This is a genomic window from Variovorax sp. Soil_C_19 (assembly GCF_057657255.1).
In genome coordinates this window covers 1-210 of sequence record NZ_JBDGIV010000054.1, presented here as the reverse complement: position 1 = coordinate 210, position 210 = coordinate 1, and the positions used below count along the sequence as shown (strand labels likewise).

The 210-nt window shown below is 71.4% G+C and carries 1 protein-coding gene; it reads right to left on the bottom strand.

Annotated elements, in window-relative coordinates:
• Positions 1-210 (bottom strand): contractile injection system protein, VgrG/Pvc8 family (locus AC3A6R_RS27190; RefSeq protein WP_487866190.1); only part of this gene is annotated, 210 nt, incomplete at both ends.

The following is a 210-nucleotide window of genomic DNA, read 5'->3' as shown; positions in this document are numbered from 1 at the left end:
CACCACCGCACGCAGGTTGCCCGCGCCGCTCGCGCGCTCGCCCTGGCTGCCGGTCTCTTCCATGCGCGTGCGCACCAACTGCTCGCCTTCGGACTCCACCACGTAGTCGCCAGGCCAGCCATAGCGCTCCCAACTGGCCTGCGCCGTCTTGCGCGGCATCGCGCTGACCTGCTGCAGCTCGGCGCGCGGGCGCTGGAAGTCGAAGTCGTC